General features: G+C 77.9%; 1 protein-coding gene. It reads right to left on the bottom strand.

Annotation, left to right across the window (positions count from 1 at the left end; all coding sequences use genetic code 11):
• A partial coding sequence (locus AQJ27_RS57925) for a hypothetical protein (protein ID WP_208948606.1) occupies positions 1-814 on the bottom strand: 814 nt, incomplete at both ends.

The raw sequence follows: 814 nt of genomic DNA, 5'->3' as shown, positions 1-814 counted from the left end.
GGCCCCGTGGCAGGTCCGGAGGTACCACCCGTGGGGACGAGGTTCGACGCACCACCGCCACCACCGGGACCGCCACTGGGAGAGGGGCCACTCGTGATGATGTTGCAGCCTCCGCCGCCGCCTCCACCGAACCAGCCGCCCCCGCCTCCGCCGGCCCCGAAGCCGCCTCCGCCGTTGCCGCCCGCACCGCCCGTGCCCGGAGTGCCGGATGTACCGATGGAGGGGCATGCGGCTCCGCCCGCGCCGCCGGCTGTCTGGGTTCCGCCGCCGCCGCCCTGCCCGCCGGCCGTTCTCGCGCCGCCGGCCCCGCCGGTGTTTCCGGCGTCTCCGCCGGTGGCCTGCGGGACCTGGCCTCCGGGGACGCCGGTTCCGCCGCCGCCTCCGCCGCCCGCGACGATGAGGCGGGGGTCGGTGCCGGGGACGCCGGTCAGGGTGCAGCCGGGGCCGGCCGAGCTGCAGGTGCGGACATCGCTGGAACCGCCGCCGGCACCGCCCGGGAAACCCACCACTCCGCCGCCGGCGCCTCCGCCCGTGCCGACGTTGACATAGAGGGTGGTGGTGCTCGGCGGCACGGTGACGTTGCCGGTGACGGTGGCGCCGCTCCCGCCTGCGCCGCCGCTGGACCCGTTCTGGCCCGCGGCGCCGGTGGCGGTGACGGTCAGTTGGGTGACGCCGGCCGGGACGGTGAAGGGCTGGTTGGCGCCCGCGTTGAAGGTGACGGTCACGGGCACCGCCGCAGCGGCGGGCGTGGCCGTGGGCACCACCAGGGCCGCCGGCAGCGCCACCGTGGCGAGCAGGACAGCAACACGCCGGG

Source organism: Streptomyces olivochromogenes (assembly GCF_001514115.1).
Taxonomy (GTDB): domain Bacteria; phylum Actinomycetota; class Actinomycetes; order Streptomycetales; family Streptomycetaceae; genus Streptomyces; species Streptomyces olivochromogenes.
Note: the sequence above shows the minus strand (reverse complement) of the source record. Positions and strands in the feature narration are given on the sequence as shown.